This is a genomic window from Rhizobium sp. LjRoot254, from assembly GCF_964254105.1.
Classification (GTDB): Bacteria; Pseudomonadota; Alphaproteobacteria; order Rhizobiales; family Rhizobiaceae; genus Rhizobium_E.
The window spans coordinates 2,449,995-2,473,151 of record NZ_CAXUSM020000001.1; the positions used below are offsets into that span (position 1 = coordinate 2,449,995).

21 protein-coding genes and 1 tRNA gene are annotated in these 23,157 nt (G+C 60.0%); 8 read left to right on the forward strand and 14 right to left on the reverse strand.

The annotated features are described in order from the left end of the window. The first annotated feature begins 17 nt into the window (after positions 1-17). Positions 18-824, forward strand: coding sequence for an exodeoxyribonuclease III (xth, locus tag ACSQ26_RS12010; protein WP_436009016.1), 807 nt, complete (start codon positions 18-20; stop codon positions 822-824). On the opposite strand, the gene ACSQ26_RS12015 is transcribed toward xth, so the two are convergent. Then, on the reverse strand, positions 825-2,090 hold the full coding sequence (locus ACSQ26_RS12015) for a hypothetical protein (protein WP_436009017.1): 1,266 nt from the start codon (positions 2,088-2,090) through the stop codon (positions 825-827). Between the two features lie 577 nt (positions 2,091-2,667). On the opposite strand from ACSQ26_RS12015, the gene ACSQ26_RS12020 reads away from it, so the two are divergent. Then, positions 2,668-2,752: transfer RNA gene (locus ACSQ26_RS12020), tRNA-Leu, on the forward strand. 212 nt (positions 2,753-2,964) lie between these two features. Here ACSQ26_RS12020 and ACSQ26_RS12025 read toward each other — a convergent pair. The 5 genes from ACSQ26_RS12025 to ACSQ26_RS12045 form a co-directional block, all read right to left on the reverse strand. Then, positions 2,965-3,879 carry an SMP-30/gluconolactonase/LRE family protein gene (locus tag ACSQ26_RS12025; protein ID WP_436009019.1) on the reverse strand — a complete coding sequence of 305 codons (915 nt, stop codon included), beginning with the start codon at positions 3,877-3,879 and terminating at the stop codon, positions 2,965-2,967. A 26-nt stretch (positions 3,880-3,905) separates the two neighbouring features. Further along, entirely contained in the window at positions 3,906-4,847 is a 942-nt protein-coding gene (locus ACSQ26_RS12030; RefSeq protein ID WP_436009021.1) for an ABC transporter permease, read from the reverse strand. Continuing rightward, on the reverse strand, positions 4,844-5,785 hold the full coding sequence (locus ACSQ26_RS12035; RefSeq protein ID WP_436015226.1) for an ABC transporter permease: 942 nt from the start codon (positions 5,783-5,785) through the stop codon (positions 4,844-4,846). Before ACSQ26_RS12035 ends, ACSQ26_RS12030 begins: the two co-directional genes overlap by 4 nt. Continuing rightward, positions 5,785-7,245 carry an ATP-binding cassette domain-containing protein gene (locus ACSQ26_RS12040; RefSeq protein WP_436009023.1) on the reverse strand — a complete coding sequence of 487 codons (1,461 nt, stop codon included), beginning with the start codon at positions 7,243-7,245 and terminating at the stop codon, positions 5,785-5,787. Before ACSQ26_RS12040 ends, ACSQ26_RS12035 begins: the two co-directional genes overlap by 1 nt. A 106-nt stretch (positions 7,246-7,351) precedes the next feature. Further along, complete coding sequence (locus tag ACSQ26_RS12045; RefSeq protein WP_436009025.1) at positions 7,352-8,371, reverse strand: ABC transporter substrate-binding protein; 1,020 nt, start codon at positions 8,369-8,371, stop codon at positions 7,352-7,354. A 265-nt stretch (positions 8,372-8,636) separates the two neighbouring features. On the opposite strand from ACSQ26_RS12045, the gene ACSQ26_RS12050 reads away from it, so the two are divergent. Together ACSQ26_RS12050 and ACSQ26_RS12055 are read left to right on the forward strand one after the other, a co-directional pair. Then, positions 8,637-9,860 carry a GAF domain-containing sensor histidine kinase gene (locus ACSQ26_RS12050; protein ID WP_436009027.1) on the forward strand — a complete coding sequence of 408 codons (1,224 nt, stop codon included), beginning with the start codon at positions 8,637-8,639 and terminating at the stop codon, positions 9,858-9,860. A gap of 1 nt (position 9,861) precedes the next feature. Further along, positions 9,862-10,590 (forward strand): response regulator transcription factor, encoded by a 729-nt coding sequence (locus ACSQ26_RS12055; protein ID WP_436009030.1) that lies wholly within the window; start codon positions 9,862-9,864, stop codon positions 10,588-10,590. Here the strand turns inward: ACSQ26_RS12055 and ACSQ26_RS12060 are convergent. The 5 genes from ACSQ26_RS12060 to ACSQ26_RS12080 form a co-directional block, all read right to left on the reverse strand. Then, positions 10,551-11,543: a hypothetical protein gene (locus tag ACSQ26_RS12060; RefSeq protein ID WP_436009032.1), complete on the reverse strand. Its 993-nt coding sequence runs from the start codon at positions 11,541-11,543 to the stop codon at positions 10,551-10,553. The genes ACSQ26_RS12055 and ACSQ26_RS12060 overlap by 40 nt on opposite strands. A gap of 3 nt (positions 11,544-11,546) precedes the next feature. After that, positions 11,547-12,569, reverse strand: coding sequence for a zinc-binding alcohol dehydrogenase family protein (locus ACSQ26_RS12065; protein WP_436009034.1), 1,023 nt, complete (start codon positions 12,567-12,569; stop codon positions 11,547-11,549). A 153-nt stretch (positions 12,570-12,722) separates the two neighbouring features. Next, on the reverse strand, positions 12,723-13,640 hold the full coding sequence (locus ACSQ26_RS12070; RefSeq protein ID WP_436009036.1) for a sugar ABC transporter substrate-binding protein: 918 nt from the start codon (positions 13,638-13,640) through the stop codon (positions 12,723-12,725). A 73-nt stretch (positions 13,641-13,713) separates the two neighbouring features. Beyond that, positions 13,714-14,475 carry an ATP-binding cassette domain-containing protein gene (locus tag ACSQ26_RS12075; protein WP_436009038.1) on the reverse strand — a complete coding sequence of 254 codons (762 nt, stop codon included), beginning with the start codon at positions 14,473-14,475 and terminating at the stop codon, positions 13,714-13,716. Then, positions 14,472-15,407: an ABC transporter permease gene (locus tag ACSQ26_RS12080; RefSeq protein ID WP_436015228.1), complete on the reverse strand. Its 936-nt coding sequence runs from the start codon at positions 15,405-15,407 to the stop codon at positions 14,472-14,474. The genes ACSQ26_RS12075 and ACSQ26_RS12080 overlap by 4 nt, the downstream gene beginning before the upstream one ends. A gap of 222 nt (positions 15,408-15,629) precedes the next feature. On the opposite strand from ACSQ26_RS12080, the gene ACSQ26_RS12085 reads away from it, so the two are divergent. Next, on the forward strand, positions 15,630-16,553 hold the full coding sequence (locus ACSQ26_RS12085) for an FCD domain-containing protein (RefSeq protein ID WP_436009040.1): 924 nt from the start codon (positions 15,630-15,632) through the stop codon (positions 16,551-16,553). Between the two features lie 44 nt (positions 16,554-16,597). Here the strand turns inward: ACSQ26_RS12085 and ACSQ26_RS12090 are convergent, their stop codons facing one another. Continuing rightward, positions 16,598-17,671: a substrate-binding domain-containing protein gene (locus ACSQ26_RS12090; protein WP_436009042.1), complete on the reverse strand. Its 1,074-nt coding sequence runs from the start codon at positions 17,669-17,671 to the stop codon at positions 16,598-16,600. 315 nt (positions 17,672-17,986) lie between these two features. On the opposite strand from ACSQ26_RS12090, the gene ACSQ26_RS12095 reads away from it, so the two are divergent. From ACSQ26_RS12095 to ACSQ26_RS12105, 3 genes are read left to right on the forward strand one after another with little or no spacing between them, the layout of a single operon-like run. Then, positions 17,987-18,991, forward strand: coding sequence for a substrate-binding domain-containing protein (locus ACSQ26_RS12095; protein ID WP_436009044.1), 1,005 nt, complete (start codon positions 17,987-17,989; stop codon positions 18,989-18,991). A 58-nt stretch (positions 18,992-19,049) separates the two neighbouring features. Continuing rightward, positions 19,050-19,838 (forward strand): ATP-binding cassette domain-containing protein, encoded by a 789-nt coding sequence (locus ACSQ26_RS12100; protein WP_436009046.1) that lies wholly within the window; start codon positions 19,050-19,052, stop codon positions 19,836-19,838. Next, positions 19,835-20,893, forward strand: a complete 1,059-nt coding sequence (locus tag ACSQ26_RS12105; RefSeq protein WP_436009048.1) for an ABC transporter permease — start codon at positions 19,835-19,837, stop codon at positions 20,891-20,893. Before ACSQ26_RS12100 ends, ACSQ26_RS12105 begins: the two co-directional genes overlap by 4 nt. Before the next feature lie 322 nt (positions 20,894-21,215). On the opposite strand, the gene ACSQ26_RS12110 is transcribed toward ACSQ26_RS12105, so the two are convergent. Further along, positions 21,216-21,950, reverse strand: a complete 735-nt coding sequence (locus ACSQ26_RS12110) for a ribonuclease activity regulator RraA (RefSeq protein WP_436009050.1) — start codon at positions 21,948-21,950, stop codon at positions 21,216-21,218. Between the two features lie 21 nt (positions 21,951-21,971). Further along, on the reverse strand, positions 21,972-23,135 hold the full coding sequence (locus tag ACSQ26_RS12115) for a mandelate racemase/muconate lactonizing enzyme family protein (protein WP_436009052.1): 1,164 nt from the start codon (positions 23,133-23,135) through the stop codon (positions 21,972-21,974). Positions 23,136-23,157: the final 22 nt, after the last annotated feature.

The following is a 23,157-nucleotide window of genomic DNA, read 5'->3' on the forward strand; positions in this document are numbered from 1 at the left end:
CAGGACTGCTGACCCCGATGAAGATCGTCACCTGGAACATCAACGGGGTCAGGGCCCGCATCGAAAATCTTGTCGCATGGCTGAAGGAATCCGATCCGGATATCGTCTGCCTGCAGGAAATCAAATGCCAGGACGAGGCATTTCCCCGCGCCGACGTGGAGGCCGCCGGCTACCATGTCGAGACGCATGGCCAAAAGGGCTTCAACGGCGTCGCGATCCTGTCGAAGAAGAAGCCTGATGAGGTCAATCGCGGCCTGCCCAACATCGGCGGCGACGATGAGCTGGACGAGCACGCACGCTTCATGGAGGCTGTGTTCTCCACGGAAAAAGGCGTGATCCGCGTCTGCACGATCTACCTGCCGAACGGCAATCCGGCGGGCGATCCTGTCAAATATCCCTACAAGCTCAAATGGATGGCGCGGCTCGAAGCCTTCGCCCGCGAACGGCTCGCTCTGGAAGAACCGCTGGTTCTCGCCGGCGACTACAATGTCATTCCCGAGCCGCATGACTGCTGGGATCCCAAGGTCTGGGAGACGGACGCGCTGTTCCTGCCGACGACCCGCAACGCCTTCCGCCGGATCGAGAATCTCGGCCTCACCGATGCGGTGCGCGCCAGTACCGACGACGCGCCGGCCTATACGTTCTGGGACTACCAGGCAGGCGCCTGGCAGAAGAATTTCGGCATCCGCATCGATCACCTGATGCTGTCGCCCGAGGCGGCGGACAAGCTTGTCTCCACCGGCATCGAGAAGCACGTGCGGTCGTGGGAAAAGCCGTCCGACCACGTGCCGGTCGCCGGCTACTTCAATCTCGAATTCGCCTGATCAGCGCAGGAACAGCAGGTCGCAGGCGAAGATAAGCCCATAGGCATGGATCGCCAGCGCGGCGTAATAGCCGAAGCCCGCGAACAGCCGCTCACCACCCGTCATGTCATCCAGTTCCTCGCGCATCTTGACCGATACGCGGTTGGAAAGGCTGAGCAGCGCCATCACGGCCAGCCCGCCGAACAGGGCCTGCGACGGTATGCCGATGCGCCAGCCGGCCCACAGGATGGCGGCCGTCACTAGGAAGGTGCCGCCGAGAAGGCCATCCTGCGTCGGAAACACCTGCCGCAGCACCTGCCCGCCATCGAACCGCGACATCGGCAACAGGTTGAGCAGATTGAAAGCCGACAGGATGAGCAAGAAAATCAGGATATAGCCGGCGATCGGCTGATGTGCGAACTGGACGAGTGCCATGGAATGCGCCGCCGCCAGAACCGGTACCAGGAATGCCGAAAGTCCCGCCCCCATCAGCGCGCAGGCGGCGACCTCAAAGCGGGAATTATAGGGTCGGCTGCCGATCGCAAGGCCGCCAAGCAACGGAATGAAGATCATCCGCACCGTCTGGTGGCCGAAGCTGCGATAGGCGGCTAGATGGCCGAGTTCATGCAGCGCGATCACCCCCGTGAGCATCGAGGAGAATACCAGTCCGTCGGCCGACAGGCCGAAGAATGGCCAGAGCACCAGCGTCGAAATCACGGCCATCAGGATCTGCGTGCCGGGGTTTTCAAACAGGCCCGTCTGCTCGACCTTGCCGGTCGCGAGCCACCCTTCGAGTGCATTGACCTCGCGGCGTAGCGCGAAGAAACGGAAGACGTAGAAGGCAAGGCCGCGATAGCGGTCGGTCTGCTCGATCACCAGTTCGGTGCCGCCGGGTGCTTCGCCGACGATGCGCCGCTCGGAATAGTTCCGCCAGAAGGATGCGTCGAGTGCGGAATCCTCCACCACCCGGGCATCATACGCGTGGCTCCACGGCCCGCTGACTTCGGCCACTTCCAGCGTACGGCTGATCGGGTTGCCGCGACGATCCGAATGGGCGAAGCGCTGCACCACTCTACCGGTCGCCGGATCGGGTTCGCTTGATATGACTTGCGGATACCAGAGCGCATCGCGACCCAGTGGATGCACAGCCTGCCAGATGCGATCCGGGCGGTCATGCAGGACCCTGCGCATGCGGATCGTCCTCACCCCGATCGGTGCAGCCATCAGCAGCCAGATCAGGCCGAGATTGGCAATCAGGAGGATCAGGGCGGGCATTGAAAGCGTCATGGAAAGTCCCGGAGCTCATCGGATCGACAAAGCGGATCAGGAGGCGACCCTAAGACTTCGTCATTAAGAATTAACCCTCTGACTTCGCTAAAATATTAAGATTCTGCTTCTATTGTGGACCCTGTCGATGTGAACGCTTTCTGAACACCAGGTTCAGCTTGGGATCAGCCACTCGGATTATAGTCGGACCATCGAATAACCGGGGCGCATCGGGCGTCTCATATACAAGTGTGTATCTACCAGGACTGAGGTCATGACGGAGTTGATTGCTTTTGCGCTCGTATCGCTGATCACCGCATCGGTGGGCGCGACACTGTTCGGCGCGACGGCATTGGCCGCCATTTCGTAAACTGATTCCGGAACGCGACGTAAAGCGCTCGTTCCATTCAGGTTTTCCGGCCCGGCTCATGCCGGGCTTTTTGATTCCGGCGCCTGGGATTCGCCTATTTTCCCCGCCATTCACTCACTTTCCGACCTCTATCCACTGAGTTGGGAAAAATATTCGTTTGCGCCCTTGTGTGCCCAGAATCCTTTTGCTACATGCTGCGCCGCCGGACACGTTCGGTACTACCACGATGCGGTCGTGGCGGAATTGGTAGACGCGCAGCGTTGAGGTCGCTGTGGGGCAACCCGTGGAAGTTCGAGTCTTCTCGACCGCACCAACTCTCTTCAAGCTTCAACGCTGAAGTGACGATACTTTCCTGGCGAGCAGGGAAAGTAGCTTTGACATCTTGATGATTTTCCAACCGCGAATACTACTCGCGATGTGGGAAGGGGCGATGACCAAGAGGTCCTTGTTGTCCCAGCCAAGACCTTATCCGACGCGGTTTCCAAGACTGCCGGGATCGAAATGGTTCCATGGGGACCGGAGGCTCTAACAAAACCGCACCCCGGACGTCGCCGTGTAAACGGCGTAAAGCGACTTTGTTGCGGTGATGAACAGGCGGTTGCGGCGCGGTCCACCGAAAGTGACGTTGGAGACTGTCTGCGGCACCAGGATCTTGCCGAGCAGTTCACCCTCCGAGGAGAAGCAGTGAACGCCATCGCCGGCGCTCGACCAGATATTGCCGGCTATATCAATGCGGAAACCGTCCGGCAGGCCCTTGTCGATCACGCAAAGTTCGTCGCCACCGACGAGCGTGCCATCGGCCCGGACATCGAAGGATCGGATATGGGCGGGCCAGTTCGAGTCGTGGCTGTGAGCGGAGTCGGCGATGTAGAGCTTGGATTCGTCAGGCGAGAAAGCAAGGCCGTTGGGCTGCCCGAAATCGCTGGCGACAACGGTGAGTATTCCGCTCGCAGCATCGAGGCGATAGACATTGCGTGTCGCCTGCTCAGGTTCGGCCTTGTAGCCCTCGTAGTTCGACATGATGCCGTAGCTCGGATCGGTAAACCAGATCGTATCGTCCGACTTCACTACGACGTCATTTGGGGAGTTGAGCCGCTTGCCCTGGTAACTGTCGGCGAGCACCGTTATCGTGCCGTCGATCTCGGTACGGACCAGGCGACGCGCGCCGTGCTGGCAGGAGATGAGCCGTCCCTGGTTGTCACGCGTATTGCCGTTGGTAAAGTCCGATCGCGGCCGGAATACCGAGACGTCGCCATCCTGCGAATAGCGTAGCATGCGCTCGTTGGGGATATCACTGAAGATCAGGCAATTGAGATCGGCGAACCAAACCGGCCCTTCCGCCCATCGGCAATCCGAATAGAGTTCATCGAGCGCCGCACTTCCCACGACGAGATGACGGAAGCGCGGATCATGTATTTCATAGATCGACGAATTGCTCATTTTCAATCCTTTCATTCCTGGCGCGCTCAGCGTCCCGTCCGGAACTTGCCGCTCGCTACCAGGATGACAGCGATGATGATCAGCCCGGTCAGGATGAGTCGAACACCTGCGCCAAAGCCATAGGTGTTGAGCATCGACACGACCAGGAACATGAAAAGCGATGCGCCCCAGATGCCTGGCACATTGGAATTGCCGCCGGCCACCGCCGAACCGCCGATGACGACAACGGCGATCGAGGTCAGCAGATACTCGGCACCCATGTTGAGCGCGGCGCCACCGGAGAAGCTCGCGAACAGGAAGCCGCAGATGGCGGCGAGCACGGCGCAGAGCACGTAGGTGACGAAGCGCGTACCATCGACCGGGATGCCGGCCATGCGGGCGGCGAATTGGGACTGGCCGATGGCCGAGATCCAGCGGCCATAGATGCTCTTCTCCAGGAGAAACCAGGCGGCCGCGGCGAGAACGATCGAGAGGATAGCGATATTGGGCACGCCGAACAGATCAGATGTCGTGAAGGTGGCAATGCTTTCCGGCGGCTTGATGCGCAGGCCGCGGTTCGACCAGATCGCCGTCGATTGCACGATGAAGCTCATCGACAGCGTGGCGATGATCGGCGGGATGCGCAGCAATTTGATCAGGGCGTAGTTCAACGCGCCGATGGCCAGGCCGACAAGGATCGCAATGCCGAGGCCGGCGAGAACCAGACCCTCGCCGCCATCCATGTATTTGAGCGACAGCGTGCCGGCGAGCGTCATCGTCGCAGGCACCGAGAGATCGACATTGCCGGGGCCGAGTGTGATGACGAACATCTGGCCGATGCCGACCAGCACCGAAAAAGCAGCGAAGGTGAAGGCCGCCTGGCTGAGGCCACCGGCGCTGGTGCCGCCCGTGAACAGGATCGTGATGATCCAGACGATCAGTGTCGCCGCATAGGACCAGATCCATGGCTTGCGGGCGACGAAACTCATGCGCGCTTCTCCCGCTTTTCCGAGCGGTTGAGCAGAAGGCGCAGCCCCAGCACGATAATAAGGATCGCACCCTGTGCGCCGATCTGCCAGTCGGGCGAGATGCGCAGGAAGGACAGGAACGAGCCGGCCAGCGCCAGCGTCAGCGCGCCAATCACGGCACCGATGGGCGACACGCGACCGCCGACGAACTCGCCGCCGCCGAGGATGACGCCGGCAATCGAAAGCAGCGTGTAGCGCAGCGCGATATTGGCGTCGGCCGAGGTCGTCAGGCCGACGAGCAGGATGCCTGAGAGGACGGCGAGGAAGCCGGCGGCGGCATAGGCGCCGGCACGGATCGCAAGCACCGACCAGCCGGAGCGTTCGACCGAACGTGCGTTGCCTCCGACGCCGCGGACAAGGACGCCAAAGGTCGACCGCATGACGACGAAATGGGCGATGCCGGCGATGATGACCGAGGCGACGATCGCCATCGGAACGAAGGGTGGCTTGGACGTCATGAGCCAACGCGCCCACTCCGGCGCCGTGCCGCCCGGTGCGGGCAGGACGAGCACCGCCAGCCCGCCCCAGACGAAGCTCATGCCAAGCGTGACGACGATCGACGGCAATTCCCTGATGTGGATCACGACGCCGAGCACTGCGTAAACCGCGATCGCGCCGGCGAGGATCAGGATGCCGAGAAACGGATCGGACTGCAGGAAGGTCGCGGTCACGCAAGCCGCAAAGCTGACGAAGGTACCCATCGAGAGATCGAGGTCGTTGACCGCCATGATCATCATCTGCGCCACGGTGGCGAGCGCGATCGGCACTGCGAGATTGAACAGCAGATTGAGCCCGACATAGCTCATCGCCCGCGGCTGGATATAGAAGACTGCCGCGAGCAGCACGGCGAGCGATAGCGCCGGCACGATCTGGCGGATGGTCGAGGCGGAAAGGCCCATCATGCCGCCTCTCCCTCGAAGGAGGCTTCCAGCACCTTGTCCTCGGTGATGTCGTCGCCCGCGAGTTCGGCCGCGATGGCGCCGTTGCGGAAGACATAGACACGGTCACAGAGGCGGATCTCGTCCATTTCCGTCGAGTACCAGATGAAGGTGCGGCCGGCCGCAGCCTCGCTGCGCAGCATCGCATAGACCTCCTGCTTGGTGCCGACATCGACGCCGCGCATCGGGTCGTCCATCAGCACCATCGCAGCGCGGGTGGCGAGCGCGCGGGCGAAGAGAACCTTCTGCTGATTGCCACCCGATAGCGACAGGATGCCGTTGGTCATGTCGGGCGTGCGGATCTCGATTTTTCGTTTCCAATCTTCGCCGAGCACCGTCTCGCGATCCTCCGTGACGAAGCCATTGGACGACGAACTGCCGAGCGCCGAAATCGAGAGATTACGCAGGATGCTCCAGAGCGGAAAGGTGCCGTTGAGGCTGCGATCGCCGGCGACGAAGGCAACGTCGCGGCCGCGGCCCGGGAACCAGTCGCTGCTGAGCGTACGATAGAGCGACAGCAGCATGTCAGTCTGGCCATGGCCGGCGAGACCGGCAAGCCCGATCACCTCGCCCTTGTAGGCGCGGAACGGCAGGCCGCGGCCACGGATCGCTGGAAGATCGACGAGCGGCTTGCCACTGGTCTGGACCGCGCCGGCCTGGCGCGCCTGTTCCTTGACAACATTGCCCATCGCCTGGACGAGGCTCGGAATATCGAAGCCGGACGCAGGGCGGCTCGCAACGACCTTGCCGTCCTTCATGACGACGATGCGGTTGGTGGTGGAGAGGACTTCGCCCAGGATGTGCGAGATGAGGAGCACAGAGCCGCCGCTGGCCACAAACTTGCGGACATAATCCATCAACTGCTTGGCAAGACCGGCGTCGAGCGAGGAGGTCGGTTCATCGAGAATGACGAGGCGCGGCGCATCATGGACAGTCGCGAAGGTGATCGAGATCTCCACCATCTGGCGTTCGGCGATCGAGAGGTCGCCGACGGCCGCGGTGCAATCGATATGATGACCCCGGAAAATCTCGTCGAGCTTGGCGCGGATGATCGTCAGCGCCCTGCCGCGCCAGCCGAAGCCCTTGAGTTCGGGATGCATGACGCGGGTGTTTTCGACGACGGTCAGGTTGGGGCAGAGCGAAAGTTCCTGGAAGACGCATCGAACGCCATTGGCCCTCGCGACCGATATGCCTGCCCCTGCATCCCGGCCGGCATAGCGCACAGCACCTTCATGCGGTGACAGCCCGCCATTGATGACATTGACGATGGTGGATTTGCCGGCGCCGTTGTGGCCGACGAGCCCGACGCATTCGCCCGGCGCGATCGCGAGATCAACGCCATCGAGCGCCTTGACCGCGCCGAAATGGACCTTGACCCCTTCGGCGGCCACGACGGCCATATGCTCGGCAGCATCAGTCATGAACCCGGATTACGCTCGATATTGAAATGAAAACGAAGGGGGCCGGCGCGGCGGAACCCGCGCCGGCATTGTCTTTCTATCGCGCCGAGAGCGGCGATGCACGTCCCTACTTGGCCGTGTCGGCGATCACCTTCTTTGCATCGTCGAGCGAGTACTCGACATTCGCCACGCCGCCCTTCTGGGTGTTGGCGAGGTTCTGCTCGAGGTTCTCCTGGTCGATGCGCAGGAACGGCACGACGAGATCCTGCGGTACTTTCTGTCCATCGAGCACCTGCTGGGCGACCCAGAAGGCGAGCGTCGAAACACCCGGCGCGATCGAGACAGACATGGTCTCATAACCATTCGCATCCTTCTGCTGCTTCCACCACTGCAGTTCGTCCTCGCGGTTGCCCATGATGATGAGCGGTGTGGGGCGCTTGGCTGCCGCAAATGCCTGAGCGGCGCCGTAGCCGTCACCGCCCTGCGTCACGACAGCGGCGATTTCGGGCAGGCTTGGGAGGATGCCGGCGACATTCTTCTGGGCAACGTCCTGCGCCCAGTCGCCATGAACCGAGCCGGCGATCTTGAACTGCGGATATTTCGTCACGCCTTCATGGATGCCCTTGGAGATCTCATCATCGACGAACACCCCGGCGAGGCCGCGGATCTCGAGAAGATTGCCACCGTTGGGCATCTTCTTGGCGAGATATTCGACTTCGCTGAGACCCATCGCCTTGAAGTCGACGGCGATGCGATAGGCGCAAGGCTCGGTGACGATGCCGTCGAAGGACACTACGACGATGCCGGCATCGCAGGCTTCCTTGACGGCGCCGTTGAGCGCGGTCGGCGAAGCTGCATTGATCACGATGGCATCATAGCCCTCGAGGATCATGTTCTGGATCTGGGCCGCCTGTTCGGTGGCCTGGTTCTCAGCGGTGGTAAACGGATCGGCCGCCGCAACAACACCGGCCTTGACGGCTTCCTTCGTGACCTTGTCCCAGCTCGTCAACATCGCCTGACGCCAGGAATTGCCCGCATAGTTGTTGGAAAGTGCAATTTTCTTGCTCGAAGTGTCAGCGGTCGCGGACATCGGCATAGAGGCAGCCAGCACTGCTGCTGACGCCAGGAGTATCATCCTGATCTTCATGTCTCTCTCCCTGGTGGTCGACCTTCAACTGGTCGGATTTCGCTCTCGCCTCCACGAGACCGAAAATATTGTTGCACCGGGGCGCTTGTCCCCAGTAAAAACATGATGTCCTAGATCGATTTGGATGTATAGGCGAGTGAAGGCATCCGCCTTGCGGGTTCCCGCACCAAATATGCGGACTTCCGCAAGACGGGATGGTCTGCGGTGCGGCATTATTCACATGGGATGGATGGCAGGAGAGCGTCACCCAGGGAGGAGTTCAAGCATGCTGGACCACGGCCCTACCCCTTTGCTCGGCCAGTATCTCACGATCTCCAGGCTCCTTGCCGGCCAGCTCGATTTCCATTCCGTCATCCGCGCGGTCGCGGCCGAAGTTAGCCAGATCATTCCCCATGATCACATGGATGTCTGCATTATCATGCTGGATGGCAAATACCATACCGCCCATGAAAGCCCATTCGAGACCGGCTGGGGGCGCAATCCACCCGCGCCAATCTCCAGCAGTCCCATCCGCTCGCTTCTCTATGGCGAAGTCGATACGATGATCACCGGCGACGCCTGCAACGACATCCGTTTCCACTACGAAGGAGCCTATTCGGCCCCGATCTTCGAGGGCGATCTCCGCAGCCGTCTGCATGTTGCGCTCAAGGCACAGGGCGATGTGATCGGGGCGCTGACCTGTTCGAGCCACCAGATTAATGTCTACGGCGAAGACGATCTCGACAGGGCCAGATCAATTGCGGACCTGCTGGCGCCATACTTCTTCGCTCTACGCGCGGCCGAACAGGCAAAACGCTCCGCGATCGTGGAAACCGAAGCCCGGGCACGGGAAGAAGGTCTGCGTCTGGGCGCACTCAAGCTCACGGAGGCACTCGAAGTCGAGCGCCAGCGCATCGGAATGGATTTGCACGACCAGACGCTCGCCGACCTCACGAGGCTTTCTCGACGGTTGGAGCGACTAACGCATAGCTCCGATGTTTCAAGCGACATGATCGAGCCACTTTTCCGCAGCCTGCAGCATTGCATGCACGATCTCAGGCAAATCATCGAGGAGGCGCGGCCCGCTGTCCTTCAGTTGTTCGGGTTCGCACAAGCGGTTGAGAACCATCTCGAACGCTCGATACGCGACAGCGGCTCGGCGATCAAATGGGTGATAGACGACCGAACCGAAGGCCTCGTCGATAGCCTCCCAAAAAACGTCGCGACGGCACTTTTCCGGATTACCCAGGAAGCCGTCAACAACGCGATACGCCACGCCAGCGCTACGGAGATGGCCGTCGAAATCATCGCCTCGCAGACGCATTTGAAGATCACTATCCGCGACAATGGTATCGGGATGGCCTCGACGCAAAAGCGCACAGGCAGCGGCATAGATAATATGCGGACACGTGCCCGGCTGATTTCGGCCCGCTTCGAAGCCGCAAAGAACAAGGATGGCCCGGGGACATTCATTGAAGTGAGCCTGCCCATTGAAAGCGTGGGTGAGTAAAGTGCAGGTACTCATTGTCGAGGACGATCCGCTCCATCGCTCCTATCTCAACGAGGCCGTGCGCGCGGCATTGCCTGAATGCGACCAGGTTATCGAGGCCGAAAGCGGCACCACCGGAGAGAGGCTTGCCCGCGAGTACAAGGCGGCGCATATCATCATGGACCTCCAAATGAGCGTGCGCAACGGCATCGAAGCGGCGCGCACGATCTGGAAGGAGCGGCCCGACACGCGCATCCTGTTTTGGTCCAACTATGCCGACGAAGCCTATGTCAGGGGTGTTTCACGGATCGTTCCGGAGGGTGCCGCATATGGCTATGTGCTCAAGTCCGCATCCGACGACAGGCTGCGGCTGGCGCTGAGATCGATCTTCATCGAAAGCCAATGCGTTATCGACCGCGAGGTGCGCGGGCTGCAGCAGCGAAGCCAAAACCGCGCCGGCGGGCTGACCGAAAGCGAGTACGAAATCCTGCTGGATATTTCGCTCGGACTGACCGACAACGTCATCGCACGTCGGCGCGGCCTATCGCTCAGAAGCGTGCAGAACCGGCTGCAGCAGCTTTATGCCAAGCTCGAGGTCTATCGCCCGTATGGAGCCGATGGCGACGAAGGCCTCTTCAACCTTCGTGCCCGCGCGGTGGCCGTCGCAATCCTGCGCAAGCTCCTGAATGCCTCATCGCTCGAAAAGGAAGATCAGGAGCTTCGATTCTGGCTCGACAGGCACCGGGACTGATCATGGGAGGTTCGGTCGCGCCTCTCCTCTACTCTCGATTGCAAGGCAAATGGGCATAGCGCCGTATGTGCGCCATTGAGTATCGAGACCTTGGCCGCTCGGTAGTTCGAGATATCATCTGTTATCACCGTGTGAGGATCGTGTTTCGCAAGCGGAATAATCAGGCCGGGTTGGTCCTTGCGCTTCTCGATGGCCAGAAAGTGAAAGGTCTCCGCGACGACCATGAACCTGTCGATGTAGCCGAGCTCGTCTGCCAGCTCTCTCTCTTCGCCGTGCGGGAAGCCGGGGACGATGCGGTCCGCAAACGTGTTGTAGAACGTATTCCTGGATTTCAGCCAATCCAGGAAGCCCCGCTCGAGCCCCCAGACCCGGGCTTGCCGTTCGACGAGGTGCCCGAGGACCGTACCGTTGTCCTCGATCAATTCGCAAGGTATGATCTGCCAACCAGAATTCCTGGTATGGCCGAGATACTTCCATCGTTCATGAAGCAGCCGTGTCAGCTTTGCCGGGAATGATTTCGGTGGGCGATCATCGTATATATCCCACGCGTTCAATGCAATTTCTGCATCCGTCGTATTCGACGTGACAACACAAATGCGGGGATCTCGTGCCAGGCCGCGTATTACATCCCAATCGCGTTGCGCGAAGAATTCGGCTCTGACAGAACTTATAATGCGCGGTTTTGAAATTTCGCTGCCAGTGTCGTCCAGACCGCGCTCTATGACAGTGTAGAGCCCGTTTTGATCGTTGAGCGTTTCTTCGAGGCCATCAGCTATCGCACGTACGATCAGGATGCCCCAATCGCCGCCGATGGCTTCGTTCATCAAATCCACCTTCATATCGAAGAAGGCACGCATAAAATTGCCGCCACCGAACTGAAGAATGCGCGGCGTTGGTCGGACAAGTTGGGGTGAAAACGAAGCATCGAGCTGCTTCGGCGACTTGTGAAGCACGAGCTAACTCCGTCTTTCGATTAGTATCTTGAGGGTTTCGGAGCGCGTCTCCGACCAATAAGGCAACGCTTGCGCCGCGTCTTCGAACGCAAATATCCTCGAGATAAGTCCGTCGGCCCGATCCCCGAGCCCCTCGAGGCATTCGATGACGTTCTGGAAATCTTCCAGTGTCGAATTGCGGGAACCGAAGATGTCGAGTTCCTTGAGATTGAAATACGTGGTGTCGTACGAGACCGGCGCCTTGCTGTAGCCGATGTAGACAACCCGGCCGGCGAAGCATGCCAGTTCTACAGCCTGGACGAAGGTTGCCGGTGAGCCGACGGCCTCAAGCACGACGTCTGCGCCGTCGCCCTTGGTGAGTTCGCCCAGGCGGGCGGCGACGTCCTCTCGGCCGGAATGGATGGTATGAGATGCGCCGAAGCGGCGTGCGACTTCCAGCTTTTGGCCGCTGATGTCGATCGCGGTTACCGTGGCGCCGATCGCTGCGGCCGCCAAAATGACGCCCATCCCGATCATGCCGCAGCCAATGACGGCAACGTGATCTTCTGCGTTGACGCGGCCACGCCTGACGGCATGGAAACCAACCGAAAGTGGCTCGACAAGCGGAAGATGATGCGGCGGCAGGGTGTCGTTCAAGATCAGTTTCGCTGCCGGCAACGCAATCAACTCAGCGAGCCCGCCATCCTGCTGGACTCCCAGTGTCTTGTTGTACCTGCAGGCGTTTACGCGGCCTTTCCTGCACGACGAGCACTGCCCGCATGATGTATAGGGCAGCACGGTGACGCGGCGTCCCGGATAGAAAGCGTCGGGCACGCCGGGTCCTGCGGAGACAATTTCGCCCCCGATTTCATGACCGGGAATTCGCGGCAATTCGACCAGCGGATTCATGCCGGTAAACGTCGCCAGATCCGAGCCGCAGAGGCCGACATGCTTCACCGCGATCAGCACTTCGCCAGTTCTCAACTCGGGTTCGGATACCTCCCGCAAACGGGATTGGCGGATATCGTCGATCACAAGTGCGCGCATGTCGCGGGCTCCGCTTCCACTGTTTTGAGGATTTGAGACATTGGTAGTACCGGATCTCACTTGACCAACGGAGGCGCGGGCTTGGTCCGTCCGCTGGCGAAACTTGAGGCATGTGGTGGAGCGGGGAGCCGGGTCTCCGGCTCCCCATTTGGACTACTTGAACTTGTCCATATTGTCCTTGGTTACCAGGGCGGCGCCGGAGTCGATCAGCGACTCTACCTTCTCGCCCCGTATCGATTTGACCAATGCATCAACTCCGAGCTCGGCCATCTTCGTCGGGAACTGCGCCACAGTCGCGTCTTCGATGCCATCCTTCAGCGCCTCTTCTTCGCCGCAGCAAAAATCGAAGCCAACCAGCACGATCTTGTCGGGAGAAATGCCGGCATTCTTGATCGCGCGTGCCGCGCCTGCTGCAGGCGGACCGCAGGCAGCATAGATCGCCTTGAGGTCAGGATTCTTGGTCAGGAGATCTTCCGCGACGCTGATCCCAAGTTCCTCGGTGCAATTGGTGCCGCCCTTGCCGACAATCGTTACATTGACGCCCTTGAGGCCCTCGAGCATGCCATTGACGCGATCGTCGAGCGCCGGCACGCCAGGCACGCCTTCGAGGATGCCGAGGGTGTCGCCGTCCTTGAGAACAGTCTTGAGATACTCGCCCGCCAGCTTTCCGGCATTGTAGTTGTCGGTCGTGGCAAGCGCGGTCTTGTTGTTCCAGTCAGGAATATTGTTGTCCATCAGCACGATCTTGACACCGGCTGCCACCGCTTTGTCGAGCGCAGGGGCAACGGTTGGATCGACCGGCGTCAGCGCGATGCCCTGGACACCGTTCGTCACCATGGATTCGATGAGCGCGATCTGGCCCTCGATGTCGGTGGCCGACGTGCCCTGCCCGTAAGTGATCTCGACACCGGGATTCGCCTCGGCATAGGCCTTGGCCGCGTTCTCCATCGTGGCGAAGAACGGCACCGGAAACTTCGTGATGAAGCCGAGTTTGACTTTGTCTTGCGCCAAGCCTGGCGCTGCAGTCACCGCTAGGAACGCGACGGCGCCCAGCATTGTCTTGAGTTTCATTTTCCTTCTCCCAGTTTGATCGCCTCGTTCGGAGGCGATACCCCATCCACCGCCCCTCCAGGCGGCGACTCCCTTAACTCTCCGCCCCGACAATCATTGAGACGAGTTCGTGCTTGTTGGCCTCGCTCGGCGCCAGTTCGCCGACCTTCCGGCCCTGCCGCAGCACCACGGCGCGATTGGCAAGCTCAACCACGTGCTCCATGTTATGGGTGATCAGAATGACCGCGTTGCCTTCCGCACGAAGTTGCTGGATCAGATCGAGCACCTTGCGGGACTCTCGCAGACCGAGTGCGGCCGTCGGTTCGTCGAGGATGACGAGATTGCGGGCAAAGACCGTCGCCCTGGCGACGGCGATCGCCTGGCGCTGCCCGCCCGACATCAGTGCGACAGGCGCATCGAACTTCGGCAACTTCACCTTCAACCGGTCGATCACCGTCGCAGCCTCGCGATTCATGGCGCGGCTGTTGAGAAACCTGAGCGGCTTCGGCAGCCAGGCCGGAAAATCCAGTTCCCGGCCGCAATAAAAGTTCTGCGCGGGCGTCAGATTGTCGAACAGCGCCAGATCCTGATAGACGGTTTCGATCCCCGCCCGGCGCGCGGCGGCTGGTGAATGGAGCGGAGCACGCACACCATCGAGCAGTATGTCGCCCTCATCGAGCGCGTGTAAGCCGCTGATGCATTTGATCAGCGTCGATTTCCCTGCCCCGTTGTCGCCCAGAAGTGCGAGTACCTCCCCGCGATAGGCATCGAGGCTCACCCCCTTGAGCGCATGAACGGCGCCGAAGCGTTTCTGGGCGTTGCGAACCGAGAGCGCGGGCACCACTGAATTGCTCATTGCGCCCTCCCCGCCTGCAGGACGCGAACACGTGCCTCGAGATAGTTGCGCAGAACATCGGCCTCCACCGCCACGACGATAACCAGGCCGATTGCGATCATCTGCCAGAAAACATCGACTCCGAGCAGGTTCAGCGCGTTGCGTATTACGCCGATCAGGATTGCTCCGATCAGTGCATGACCGAGATGGCCCCGGCCACCGAGAAAGCTCGCACCCCCGATGATGACGGCCGCAATCGTATCAAGCTCGAGCAGGTTGCCGTAGAGCGGCGACGCGGCATCGGTTCGGCCCGACAGCACGATGGCCCCGACGCCTGCGCAAAGACCCGAGACGGTATAGGTGGCAAGCAGAACCCCCTTGACGGGAATGCCCGTGCTCTTGGCGGCGTCCGGAGAACCGCCGACCGCATAGATCCAGCGCCCCGCAACCATGAACTTGGCCAGCACAAGCAGGACCAACGCGACAGCAGCGACGATGAAGAAGGAGTTCGGCAATCCGAAGCTCCAACTGTTGCCGAGCGAAGCGATGACATCCGGCATGCCCCGCATTGTGGTGTGGCCGGGTGCGAATTCGAGCGCCAGGCCGCGACATATGCTCAGCGTCGCCAGCGTGATGATGAAGGGATGTGGAAGGCGGCCGTAGACGAACACGAAGCCGTTGACCGCGCCCACCAGCGCCCCTGTCGCCAGCATTGCAAGCATGACAAGTGGACCCGAATCCACTTGATGGAAAATCAGTCCGCCGATGACGGTCGAAAGCGCCAGGTTTGACCCTACGGAAAGATCGATGCCGCGCGTCAGGATAACCAGTTGCTGCCCCATCGCCACGATCGCGATGACCGCAGTCTGCGCAAGGATATTTCCGAGATTAGCCGGCTTGAGAAAGTTCGGTGTGACCAGGCTGATCAAGGTCACAAGCAAGAACAGTATCAGCACCGGGCCAAAGCTGAGCAGTGAGAGACCGAGCTTTACACCGCTTAGGCCTTCACCCAGATGTTGACCCCGGGCTCCATCTATCGTGCGTTCCGGACCGTCATGACGATCATGCATTGACAACAACATCCCCTCCCCGGTTTTATATGTATAAGAAACACGCTTGCTTTTTTCCGACAAGTTGTTTTTTATGTATTAAAATACCTCATGGATTCCAGACAGATGAAGCCGGACACTATATTTAAACGCGCCTTCAATGATGCTCTCGATCTGCTTGCCGGGATCGATGTCGGCAGGGAGCTGCCGACCGAGAACGAGCTTGCTCTGCGATTGGAAATCAGCCGGACGACGGTGCGAAAAGTCCTGGCTGCCTTCAAGGACAAGGGCCTGATCTCGCCCAGCCTGCCGCGGATCAAACTTCGCGCTTCCGCAGGCCGCAAGGACCGGTATCCGGACGCGGAGACGGTTTCCATCTCAGCACAGGTCGAAAAAAGCTTCATGCTATGGATATCGAAAGACGACCCGCGTCCCGGAACTTTGATAAACGAACTTGAACTGGCGCGAAAATTTGGCATCGCCACGACGATCATCCGGGAGTTTTTGAACCGGTTTCAAAGATTTGGATTGATCGAGAAAAGGCGAAACGCCGGCTGGGTGTTCAACGGTTTCACGACCAGCTTTGCGCTGGAGCTGTTCGAAATCCGCGAACTTTACGAATTGCGTGCGGCGAAGTCTTTCGCCGAACTGCCGACGACATCCAACGCATGGCACGAGCTATCGTCGATCAGGGACGCACATGTTCAGCTTCTGGAAGACATAGATCTGCGCTACCAGGACTTTTCGGAATTGGACAGCCGATTTCACCGGCTGATAACATCGGCTTCGCCAAATCGGTTCATTGACAGCTTTTACGACATTATCACGCTGGTGTTTCACTACCATTATCAATGGAAGAAGCATGACGAGCGGCAAAGAAACGAAGTCGCGGTCAGAGAGCATCTGGCATACATCGATGCGCTGTTGTGCCGTGACAAGAAGGCAATCGAGAAGGCGTGCCGCCTTCATCTGGGATCAGCGCGCGCCACGCTCCTCCGATCAACCGCTGATGACGATAGCCGGCTCACACCTGGAATACCAAGGAAGTGAACGAAATACCGGCACGGGCTCGCGCGCCCAGATGAGCGGTCAGGTCATCCGAAGCGTTTGTCGGAACTCCTCGTGCGGCGATCGGGCGGCGGAGAACAGGAATCACTCTCTCCGGCTTGCAGCATAAGCGGGTGCCTTGCCTGCACGAGACCCCCCGGAAACTCATCCTGAAAGCGCGGTATCTGTGCCATGAGCGCGCGTCCAACGGCAACGCCGAGTTCGGTCAGGGATAACTTGAAACAGGTGAGGGTCGGCATAAGAAACCTTGTCGTCGGCTCGTCCCTGAAGCCCACGACCGCAATATCGCGGCCTGGCTCGAGCCCGCTGTCACGCAGCTTGCGATAGATGCCGATCGCGGTCACTTCATAAATCAGCAGGACTGCGGTCGGCGGCTCGTCAAGATCGAGCATCTGCTCCATTGCCTTGTAACCCGCAGCCTCGTTTCGGCGTGTGACGAAGACGAGTTCTGGATCGAAGGCCACACCGTGCCGCGCCATCACATCCTTATAAGCCGCGAGGAAAACATAGCCGAAGTTTACCTCGCCATATGGAATGGTCACTGCGATCCGCCGGTGTCCCCGCGAGATCAATCGTTCCAGTGCAGTCTCCACCGCTCCTTCGAAGTCGAGATCGATCCAGGCATGCTGCATGCTTGAAGAACTGCGCCCCAGGGTCGCGAAGGGAATACCTGCTTCATGCAGCAGATCGATGCGGGGATCGACATATTGCACGGCCGCAAGAATCATCGCGTCGACGACGCCTCGCGTGACGAAGCGTTCGAGGTAGGCAAAACGATCCTGATCCGAAGGGCATGGGAGAACCAGGAGGTCAAGCCCGTGTGGGGCGATGACGCTTTGTACGCCGTCGAAGACACCCATGAAGAAATAGTCGCTGCTGGCGGCCGTCTCCTGGTGGAGGTCGATCATGAAACCGACCGACCGCGTCTCGCCTTGCGCCAGCGTACGAGCCGCCTGGTTGGGCGCATATCCCATATGGCGAGCGGCCTCGAGGACTCGACTTCTCGTCTCGGGACTTACATCGGGCCTACCGTTTAACGCGCGCGAGACCGTCCCCGTGGAAATACCCAGCACTTTGGCCAGATGGGCGATACCTCGCATGTGAATTCTCTCCTGTTCCCTGTGTGCACTTGACATGGATTGCCTCGCAAGACTAGCATCGTAAGCGCTTACGGACGCTATTTTCGGACTTTTCAGCGGCTCAGGGAAGAATTTGTGAGAATTTCCGAATTTTCCTGGCCGCGACCGTAAGCGCTTACGGGACGCCGTCGCTGGTGAGCCGCTCATGAGGCCGATCGCTTGGTGAGCAACGGACAGACAGCGAGGGACAGCGAGGTCCCCTGACACATTCAAAATTGGCCGAGACGGGAGGTCTCGGTTCAAGACCGTGCAAAGCACACAACGGGAGGAAGAGAAATGAGGTCTATTGCGCTTGGAAAATGGATGACGGTTGTCGCCTTGGCGGCCTCCGGGATTATGGCCGCACACTCGACGGCAAGTGCCGAGGCACTTCGGGATAATTGGTGCAGCGGCGTGAAGATTCGCTTCTTCGCTGGTGGCGCGGAAGGCGATTCCTTCGCTTCAATCGTTTACAACGGCGCGGTCCAGGCTGCCAAGGATACCGGTGCGCAGGTCGATTATGTGTTCTCCGGCTGGAGTTCGGAGAAGATGGTGCAGCAGCTTCGCGAGGCCGTAGCCGCCGCCCCGCAGGGGATTGCCATGATGGGTCATCCGGGCAATGCAGCGATCTTGCCCTTGGCCGAGGACGCCAGCAAAGCCGGCATAAAGATGATGTATCAGAACGTGCCGGTCGACGAAGCGGTCGCAAAGTTCGGCGGCGGCTATGTCGGCGCCCAGCAGAATGCACAGGGCCGCGCACTCGGCGAGGAGGCCGTGCGCCGTTTTGGACTCAAGGAAGGTGACGTTGCCATCGTCCTGAGCGACTGGTCGCAGGAGGAGCGGGCGCAACGCGAACTCGGCACGATCCAGGCATTCGAGGTACATGGTCTGAAGGTTGTAAAACTTCAGGCGCCGCAGGAACTTGGAACCGACCCGAACTCGGGTATTCCTGTTATTACCGCTGCGATCACCGCAAACCCGGACGTCAAGCTGATCGCCTATCCCGGCGGCCAGCCCTTGGGCAACGCACAGACATACATGGAAGCTGCGGGCAAGAAGCCAGGCGATATCATCAACATCGGTTTTGATACCAGCCCGCAAATCATCGACGCATTCAAGGGCGGCTGGGTTCACCTGACATCGGACCAGCAACCTTTTCTGCAAGGCTATATGCCGGTGTTGAGCCTTTGCCAGCAGGTCGTCTACGGCCTTGGCGCGGTCAATGTCGATACCGGCGCGGGGTTCGTGACGCCCGACAATTATCAAGCCGTTGCCGATCTTGCCAAGGACGGCCTGCGCTGACGCTTCAGATCAGCCCGGCAGCATCGTCTGCCGGGCTCTTGCCAATCGGGGGGACGTCATGAACGATCGCATTATCGAATTGAAAGACATCAAGAAATCCTACGGGCAGGTCTATGCCCTGGGCGGCGTCGACCTGCATGTCGACAAGGGAGAGGTTGTCGGGCTGGTCGGCGACAATGGCGCGGGAAAGTCGACCCTGATCAAGATTCTCGCGGGCGCAGTGCGCCCATCAAGCGGTGACATTCTGGTGCGCGGCGAGCGAATGGGGAGTTGGAACGCGGCGATGTCGCGCGCAGCGGGCATCGAGACCGTTTTTCAGGATCGTGCTCTGGCGGTCCAGCAGACGATCACCTGGAACATATTCATGGGGCGGGAGATCACCGGCCCGCTGGGTTTTCTTCGCGTCAGGAAGCAGCAGGAAGAAGCCTCGCGCCTGATGCGCGAAATCGGCTTCACTTCCAAGGTTTTCGGGCCGAATGCTATTGTTGGTCAACTGTCGGGTGGCGAACGCCAGGGCGTGGCGATCGCGCGTGCGATCTACAACCAGAGCGAATTGATCATTCTCGACGAACCGACCACCGCCCTCTCCTTGACCGAGACCGCCAAGGTCTTTCATTTCGTCGAACAGGTGCGCGCGGCCGGTCGTTCAATCTTGTTCATCGGTCACAACATCCATCACGTCTATGACATCTCCGACCGCTTCGTCGTGCTCGACCGCGGCCGCGTTGCGACACAGATCGCCAAGGCCGAACTTGGGTCGGCGGACGCATTGATCAAGTTCATGGAAGAACTGGCCCACCCGAAGGAAAGTGGTCAGAAAATCGAGAGAAAGGGAACGGCGGCATGAGTAGCGATATCGCCAACCAGGTGGATGAGCCGCAGATCAGGGTGCTCGACGCCAACGCCGTGCGTCGATTTGCCGAAGGCAGTCACGCGGATCGGTCGAAGCTGCGCCGCTTCCTGGGTTCCCACCGCCCTGCGATCGGCTCTTTTTTGGTTCTGGTCGTGATGTTGTTGACCTTCGTGGCGGGAAATCCGATGGTTTTCTCGAGCTGGAACATTTACCGCGCTGTCCTGATCGGTCTGCCGGTGGTGATGTTTGTTGTCGTGCCATTGGTGTTCGTCGTCACCGTCGGGGAGATCGATCTCTCTTTTCCAGCAACGATCGGCATGTCCGGTTGGGTTTTCGCCCTGGTGGTCCAGGCGGGTTACGACCCGTTTCTTGGCATGCTTTCGGCCATCGTGACGGGACTTTTCCTTGGTCTTTGCGTGGGCTGGCTCGTCGTTTATGCCAATCTGTCATCGCTCATCGCCACTCTCGGCATGAACTTCATGCTTCGAGGCCTGATTCAAATCGTCAATGAGGGAAAGTCGATTGCCGTGACCGGGCTTCAGAACAGTCTCGCTTTCAAGATCTTTGCGGCGCAGTATTTTGGAATTCCTGCCAGCCTCTTCTGGGTAGTGATCTTCGTCGTGGTCTGCTCGCTGCTGTATAACCGGCATCGGTTCGGCTTGCGCACTCATGTCGTCGGAGACAATCCCGATGCAGCCCAGCAGATGGGAATCGACGTCAAGAAGGTGCGGCTCCAGACATTCGCTTTCGTCGGGTTCGGCGCTGCCCTTGCCGGCGTGTTTGCAGTGTTCATCAATTACACTTGGTGGCCGACCTCGGGAGACAGTTATCTTTTGCCCGGCCTGGCGTCGGTCTTTGTCGGCGGCACCGCACCCTGGGGCGGCATAGGGACCGTCATCGGTAGCGCGATCGGCGCGGTCACCGTCTCGTTCATCCAAACGGGAGTGGTCGGCGTGGGTCTTTCCGGCTTTTACGTCCAGTTCTTCTATGGCCTGATCATCATTCTGTCACTGCTGGGCCACCGCTGGAATCAGATACGATACCGATAGGCGCAGCAGTTGGCCGCGTCGCACGCGACATGGCCTTTCTCGATGCCTGAATGGGGGCGCGATTCGACGCGCCTCCCAACAGTGAGACGGATGAAACGCACCCAACATGAGGTACGCACTTCATTTGGATGTTTTCTTCACGTCAATCAAGCGCGCAGACGCGGAGGTTGACCGGAGAATTTGAATTGCGTTGAGCCCTGCCGACATTCCCAGGCCACAGGGGTTGGGCAGTTGATCCGAGGCGTTTTGCAAAGGCGATCACTGGCGATCTCCAGACGGTTCGCCGCCAGCCTAAGGTAATCGAAGGCTAACTCCGGTTCTCCTAGCGGTTTGCTTTGCGCCACTCTTCGTACTCTCCCTGGGCATCGTCATGCAGTGGATAGTAGCGCTGCAACGACCCGCCCTCCATGAGCTTCATTCGGGAGAACTCCTCCCAATCGTGATGCTTTTGCGACTCCTTGATTACCTTCTCGGCCATTACGACTGGAAGCACCACCACCCCGTCGTCGTCGGCGATGATGATATCGCCGGGGATTACCGTGACACCGCCGCAGGCAATCGGAACGTTGACGGCATTGGGATAGATGCTGGTCTGGACATGGTAGTTGGGCGTCCAGCCGCGTAGCCATAGGGGAAGGTCCAGCTTCTCGACATTGGGCCGATCGCGCATGCATCCATCGATTACGATGCCAGCGCCGCCCCTGCCTTTGAAATAAGTCGACATCATATCGCCGAAGACGCCCGAACTCATGTCGCCGCGCGCGTCGACCACGACCACATCGCCCTCCTGCGCGTGATAGAGCACATGCCGGTGCAACTGCGTCTCCGGATCGGCATATTCTCCTTCGGTGAAGAGGTCCGGCCGCTGCGGCATGAACTGGAGCGTCAGCGCCGGCCCGACGATCGACTTCCCGCGGTTCTGCGGCACGGGACCGACCATGTGCGGATTGCGGAAGCCCATATGGCCAAGCGTGCCGGCAACCGTCGCGGCGCCGATTTCCTTCAGTGCGTCGATCAGGTCTTTGGGCGGTCGAATGATGTTAGGAGTATGCGTCATTTTAGACTCCGATGGATGAAACTACCAGTTGGTAACAGAACCGTCGCGGCGCTTCAGGTGAGGCGCTTCCCAGAAACGAAAGCTCTCCGCCTTGACCGCCTCCTCGTTGACCTCGACGCCGAGCCCCGGCAGATCGCTGACCGGATAGTCGGGGCCGTCGAGCCGGGGTTGCACGGGGAAGAAGTCGGAATTGTCGAAGCCCAGCCTTGTTTCGGGTGCCCTTGTCTCGAGCCAGGCGAAATTCGGCACGGCGGCGGCGAGATGGATGGTCGCGGCCGTGCAGACTGGGCCGAGAGGATTGTGCGGCATCAGGTCCACATAATGCGCCTCGCTCCAGCCAGCGACCTTCATCGCTTCAGTGAGCCCGCCGACATTGCAGACATCGAGCCGGTTGAACTGATGGATGCCGCGCTCGATGTAGGGCAGGAATTGCCACTTGCTGGCAAATTCCTCGCCGATGGCGAACGGGATGTCGGTCATCGTGCGGAGGGATTCGTAGGCCTCCGGTGTCTCGTCCCGTATCGGCTCCTCGAGGAAATCAAGCACGCCACGGCCGAGCCTGTTGCAGAAGCTCGCCGCCTCTGCCACCGACAACCGATGATGATAGTCGATGCCGAGGACGACGTCGTCGCCCAGCGCCTCGCGCGCCTTGTTCAGCATCGTTGCGGTAGCGCCGATCGATTCGCGCGGCTCAAAGATGTCCTTGCTGTTTTGCCCGATGGGGAAGAAGCGGATCGCCTGCCACCCCTGTGCGCGTAGTTCGCGGGCTCGTTCGATGGCAACTTCGCCCTCGGCCTCGTCACCGGTCGAGGCGAAGGTGGGAATGCGGTCGCGCTGCTTGCCGCCCAGCAGTTCGAAGACCGGCACTCCCAGCGCCTTGCCCTTGATGTCGTGAAGGGCAATGTCGATGGCTGATATCGCCGCCTGGAGCACGCGCCCGCCTTCGAAGTATTGGCTGCGATAGACTTCTTGCCAGATCCGGCCAATCTGCATCGGGTCGCGGCCGATGAGAAATTCGCGATAGTGCTCGATCGCGCCGGCCACGGCCTTCTCGCGACCGCTCAAGCCGCTCTCGCCCCAGCCGAAGATGCCGCTGTCGGTCTCGACCTTGACGAGCATCTGGTTGCGCGTTCCCACCCATACCGGATAGGGCTTGATAGCGGTGATTTTAAGCTTCGTCGTCATCCACGCCCTCGTTCCACACGCA